The 5825-nt window shown below is 44.1% G+C and carries 8 protein-coding genes; all 8 read right to left on the bottom strand.

Going from position 1 to position 5825, the window contains the following annotated elements; translation table 11 throughout:
- A partial coding sequence (nadA, locus tag B7C60_RS19450) for a quinolinate synthase NadA (protein ID WP_245869481.1) occupies positions 1-507 on the bottom strand: 507 nt, incomplete at its 3' end.
- 137 nt (positions 508-644) lie between these two features.
- On the bottom strand, positions 645-1427 hold the full coding sequence (ybgF, locus tag B7C60_RS14090; protein ID WP_099612211.1) for a tol-pal system protein YbgF: 783 nt from the start codon (positions 1425-1427) through the stop codon (positions 645-647).
- 14 nt (positions 1428-1441) lie between these two features.
- Positions 1442-1984 (bottom strand): peptidoglycan-associated lipoprotein Pal, encoded by a 543-nt coding sequence (gene pal / locus B7C60_RS14085; RefSeq protein ID WP_099612210.1) that lies wholly within the window; start codon positions 1982-1984, stop codon positions 1442-1444.
- A gap of 47 nt (positions 1985-2031) precedes the next feature.
- Positions 2032-3384, bottom strand: a complete 1353-nt coding sequence (tolB, locus tag B7C60_RS14080; RefSeq protein WP_099612209.1) for a Tol-Pal system beta propeller repeat protein TolB — start codon at positions 3382-3384, stop codon at positions 2032-2034.
- Between the two features lie 12 nt (positions 3385-3396).
- Entirely contained in the window at positions 3397-4476 is a 1080-nt protein-coding gene (gene tolA, locus B7C60_RS14075; protein ID WP_099612208.1) for a cell envelope integrity protein TolA, read from the bottom strand.
- Between the two features lie 14 nt (positions 4477-4490).
- Entirely contained in the window at positions 4491-4934 is a 444-nt protein-coding gene (gene tolR / locus B7C60_RS14070; RefSeq protein WP_099612207.1) for a protein TolR, read from the bottom strand.
- A gap of 3 nt (positions 4935-4937) precedes the next feature.
- A complete protein-coding gene (gene tolQ, locus B7C60_RS14065; RefSeq protein ID WP_099612206.1) occupies positions 4938-5621 on the bottom strand; it encodes a protein TolQ in 684 nt (227 codons plus the stop codon).
- Positions 5611-5825: thioesterase family protein (locus B7C60_RS19445; protein ID WP_342747981.1), on the bottom strand; the 215-nt coding region annotated here is incomplete at its 5' end. The genes B7C60_RS19445 and tolQ, both read right to left, overlap by 11 nt.

Raw genomic sequence — 5825 nt, 5'->3', positions numbered from 1 at the left:
TTCAGAATCTAGATGCTCGACAATGTCTAATGCGATACTCGAGGTTACCACCCAATCGGCTCGTGCTTTAACTGCGGCGGAAGTATTCGCATAAACGACCACCGTATGCTCAGGATGAGCATCACAAAATGCCGTAAACTCATCCACGGGACAACCAAGATCTAATGAACATTCCGCTTCGAGTGTTGGCATCAAAATTCGTTTTTCCGGAGTGAGTATTTTTGCCGATTCGCCCATAAATCGCACGCCAGCAATCAATAAGGTCTGTGCTGTATGTCGATGACCAAATTTGGCCATTTCCAGCGAATCACCGACAAAGCCACCGGTTTCTTCGGCCAAGGCTTGAATCTCTGGGTCAGTATAGTAGTGAGCAATCAAGACGGCGTCTTTTACTTTTAACAACTGCTTGATATTGGCTACATAGGCTTGCTTTTCCTCTTCCGTTAATCGAACAGGTTTAGCAGGAAACGGGTATACCGTGTCGATTTTATCCAGTATGTGACTCATTGATCTTGCTCTGTGCAACGTTATGTAATACGCGCATTGTACACTGTATCAACAAAAATAGGCAAAAGTGATTCGATCACGGGGCTTGGTAAAACAAAGGCCGCTAAAAAGCGACCGATAATCGTAAACTCAAAAAGCTATCGCTTTAAGTGCTCTTTGGCAACTTTTGCCGATGCACTATTAGGATATTCATTAACGACTTGCTGATAATATTTTTCGGCTTGCGCTGAATTGTTATTTCGCGCAGCCAAATCACCTAATTTGACTAACGCATCTGCACGTTTATTTGAGTTTGAATAACTGATAACCGCAGCAAAACTTTTTACCGCTTCTTGGTCTTTTTTCTGCGCAAAATAGAGCTGACCTAGCCAGTAATGAGCATTCGGTGCAAAACTTGAGTTCGGATAGTCTTGCTGAAATTGCTGGAACGCGGCAATGGCACCAGCGTAATCCCGTTTTTTCAAGATAAGATCAACCGCATTTTGGTAAGCGGCTTGTTCATCCGCATCACTGCTAAAAGTACCGAGTGGTACTTCATCTTGACTATTATTAGCAATGTTTTCTGTAGCCGGACGTTTGGCTGCCTCACGACGCAAATTATCTAATTCAACAAACAATTCTCGCTGACGCTGCAACATCTGCTGCATGTCATAATTACTTCTTTCTATTTGCCCACGTAATTCGTTGATTTCGAGGGCCATATCATCCAACTGCTTTTGCATTCGCAGTTGCATTCGATTACGATTTTCAAGCAAACGTTCCAAGCGAGCAACCTCAGTTTCTGCCGGTGCATTGGAAGACAATGAAGCTCGTTGGGTGCTACTTCCTAGATCAGATACTGGAGCTGGTGCAGCGAACACGATGTTCGCCGCACTTGCCAGTAACGTAAGCGTAAATACGCGCTTAAGGTTACTGAACATGAGGGATACCTCAATTAGTAGACAAGAACAGCACGGCGGTTCTTAGCATAAACTTCTTCAGTTTGGCCAAGTAATAGTGGTTTTTCTTCACCATAACTTACAATCGCAATTTGGTTGGCTTGTACGCCCATTGCTTCTAAGTATTTCGCCACAGCTTGTGCACGACGCTCACCCAGAGCAATGTTGTACTCTGGTGTTCCACGCTCATCAGCATGGCCTTCAATCGTCACTTTTAAACTTGGGTTTTTACTTAAATAAGTAGCGTGAGCTGAAAGCATTTCTTCATAATCACGCGCAATTGTTGCATTATCGAACGCAAAATAAATGGTTTGAGTTTCGCGTAATGCTTGTTCCTTAAGCTCTTGCTCAGAAAGTTGTGCATTCTCATCAATGGGTGACACAACCGTTGTATCTACACTGTTTGCTTCACCAGATGTGGATTGGTTAGTTTGTGACTGAGAAGAAGCGTTTGCTGCTTCATCACTTGAACTACATGCTGTAACCGCAAGAACAGGTAGTGCAATGAGTAGCCCTTTAAGAACCTTGTTTAGTTGCATCTTATTTTCCTTACTATGAAATAATTAGTTGCTCAATTGTGAGTTTGCTATAAAAACGGAGACCATGCTGGAGCCCTAACGCGCCCATTGGTTGCTGGTAACCTTGCTTTAAATCGCCCATCTATAGAAACCATAGACAAGACATTAGCCTGATTATACATTGAACTGTAAATAACCATGCCACCATTTGGGGCAATACTTGGAGATTCATCCAACAATGTTTTTGTTAGAATTTGTACTGCTCCGGTTTCCAAATCTTGTTTTGCTAAGTTAAAACCTGAATTATTACGGTTTACCATGATAAGGAATCGCCCATCAGGGGTGATTTGCCCACCAAGATTCTGACTTCCCTGCCATGTTAAACGCTTCGTGACGTTATCGCTTAAATTTACTTGATATATCTGTGGGTTACCACCCCTATCAGACGTAAATATCAAGGATTTGCCATCTGGACTCCAGAAAGGTTCGGTATTATTTGAGCGACCTCGCGTAATTTGGGTCAATTTTCGAGTGGCAAGATCAAGCGTATACACCTGCAAGCTACCTGTTTTTGATAGCACTAAAGCCATGCTTTGTCCATCAGGTGAAAAACGCGGCGCACCATTATGACGAGGAAAAGAGGTCAGTTTCTCACGTTCGCCAGTATAAATATTCATCAAGAAAATTTCAGCTTGCCCATTCTGGAAACTAACATAGGCTAACTGGCGGCCATCGGGTGACCAAGCAGGTGACATCAGCGGTTGTTTAGAACGTAAAACGAGACGCTCATTATAGCCATCGTAGTCGGCAACTCTTAACTGGTAAGGGTAGCTATCTTTATCATTCACAACAACATAAGCGATTCGAGTAAGGAAGGCTCCTTTTTCTCCGGTTAGTTCTTCATAGACTAAATCGGCAATACGGTGAGCATACTCACGCATCCGTTTTTCAGGCACCGTCGCCACTTTATTAAATAGCACGTGATCTTTCGATAAAACTAACTGCCCATCGGCACTGAGTGCACGACTTTGACCTTGGGTCAATTGACCACGGACAACATCAACCAGTTGATAATTAATTACATAATTGCCTTGATCATTTTGAGTAATTGATCCAGTCAACAAGGCATCAACGCCAATTTGAGTCCATGCATCAAATTTGACGTCCGCTTCATGATACGGCGTTTGTGGCATGCGGTTTGTTGCAATCGGGCTAAATTTACCACTGCGTTGTAAATCTGAGGCGATCACTGCAGAAATATCTTGAGGGAGGGGTTGATTCCCCGCCCATTTAAAAGGCACTATCGCAATGGGACGAGCTAAGTTGACGCCATCCGTTATTACCAATTCAAGCGCCCCATGGGCCAGTTGTACGCTACTGGAAATAACCAATAGCCATCCTACTAATAATCGCTTTAACACGAGCTTTTCCTTTTAATCTGGAACTACGGTTAAGTTAATATTTTTAAGCTTCTCAATGACGTCCGACTCGCCAGTTTTCGGCAGTGGGAAATTCCCTACCTGCGCAACGGCACGTTTAGTCGCAGCACAAAGACGAGAATCCCCTTCTACGATTTGCAAATCGCCAACAATTGCATCAGCGCCTGCCGGAATCAAGCGAAGGTTAACCCGGCATTGTTTACCTCGAAAACTGTCTTCTAATAATAAATTTTGCTGAATAAGTTGAGTATAAATCGCCCCCCAGCGCTCAGCTTCTGTTGCGATATACTGAGCGCGAGCGGCTGAAATATTTTGCGCTTCACTTTCCAGCCCAGAAAAAATGCTGTTTAGGGCCGCTTCTTGTTCTTTACGCTCCCGTTCAGCTTGTTGGGCGCGCTCTTTTTCAATACGCGCTTTTTCAGCGGCAGCTTTCGCCGCTTTTTCTTTGGCAATCCGTTCTTTTTCGGCTCGCTCTGCGGCTTCGCGTTCACGTTGTGCTTTCTCTTTAGCTTGCTGAGCCGCTTTTTCGCGAGCAATTCGTTCTTGTTCAGCTTTGGCCGCTGCAGCCGCTTTGGCCGCGCGTTCAGCTTCCGCCTTTTTGGCGGCCTCTTCTTTCAACTGACGCTCCGCTTCCGCTTTCGCTGCTCGGTCTTGCGCTTGACGGGCTTTTTCAGCAGCCACTTTTTGCTCTTGTTCTTTCTGTTGTCGCGCTTTTTCCGCTTCACGTGCAGCTTTAGTTTCTCTGGCTTGTTGCTCTTTTAACTGACGCACTCGCTCTTCGGCTTCTTTACGATTTCGTTCCAACCGTTCACTTTCTCGGCGCAATTTATCTAACCGTTCTTGTTCTTTTCTCGCAGCGGCTTCACGCTGGCTACGAATATGCTGAGCTTGTTGTTTGACGAGGTTAGGGTCAATAACGACCGCTTGTACCGCAACACCTCCCGCAGAGGGCGTTGTGGGAGAAAAAGTAAAATCGGCTTGCCACGCAAGAATAACCAGCAAGGCTATATGCAATACCAGCGATACCAATAAAGGGGTTTTATCTGATGCTTTGTTCGATTTATTTGCTTTCATCAACGCTTATCAGCCTATTCTTTGATATCCGTGAGTAAGCCTACTTTCGCTATACCAGCTCGACTTAATTCATCTAGCACTAAAACAATATCAGCATAAGGTGTGGCAGCATCCCCCCCAACTGCAACCGGTGAATCAGGTTTTAGGGATAATTCAGCTTTCACGCGCACAATAACATCTTGTAACGACAGTCCTCGTTGAACGTCTTCGTCATTGACACTTAACCCTAAATTTCCCGCTTTATCAATTTCAATAATGATATAGCTTGCATCACTGTTTTCGGCCAAATCTGCCGTCGATTTCGCGGTTGACGTTTTGGGTAGCTCAACCTCTACACCTTGGGTAATAAACGGTGACGTCACCATGAAAATGATCAGCAAAACCAGCATGACATCAATGTAAGGAACCACGTTGATTTCAGCTGTCATCTTCCGCTTTTTCGGTTGATAACCTGCCATCGATTATTCCTTACCCGCCATCGCTTGGCGGTGTAATATACTATAAAACTCTTCGGAAAAAGTCGCATAAGTATGCTCTAACTTGCTGACTTTACTGCTAAATCTATTATAAGCCATTACTGCAGGAATTGCGGCAAACAACCCCATAGCGGTAGCAACTAACGCTTCAGCAATCCCAGGAGCCACCATAGCTAACGTGGCTTGCTTTACTTCCCCCAGTGCGATGAAGGCATGCATAATACCCCATACCGTACCAAATAAGCCGATATAAGGGCTAATTGATCCCACCGTTGCCAAAAAGGGCAAATGCGTTTCTAGTTCATCAACTTCACGAGAAACTGCGACCCGCATAGAACGCCCAGTCCCTTCCATCACATAGTCGGGCGAAGCTGCGTGCAATTTATGTAAGCGAGCAAACTCAGTAAATCCAGAATAAAAGATCTCTTCTACCCCTTCGATGCTGTCTTTACGCTTTTTTATGTCTTGATATAAAATTGATAAATCGTTACCTGACCAGAATTTATCTTCAAATTTTTCTGCATTTTTTTGTGCTTGAGAGAGCACTTTGCTACGGGAAATGATCATTGCCCAAGACGCAATAGACATACCAAGTAAAATCAGCATGACTAATTTAACTAATAGACTGGCCTGCAAGAACAGATCGAACATGGAAATATCAGCGGTCACTCTTTGTTAACTCCAAAATAATTGATTGAGGTATGGCTCGGGGTTTCATCTTTTGATTGTCAATACATGCTACCTTAACTAATGCTTTACACAATAGTTGCCCGTCAGGATTGACCAGCTCTTGACAGAAAGTCAAGGAGGCTTTTTTCAATTCAATCAGCATACTTTTTACTTTAAGCTGCTCATCCAACCGAGCTGCGCGTA

This window comes from Vibrio fujianensis (assembly GCF_002749895.1).
Taxonomy (GTDB): Bacteria; Pseudomonadota; Gammaproteobacteria; order Enterobacterales; family Vibrionaceae; genus Vibrio; species Vibrio fujianensis.
Note: the sequence above shows the minus strand (reverse complement) of the source record. Positions and strands in the feature narration are given on the sequence as shown.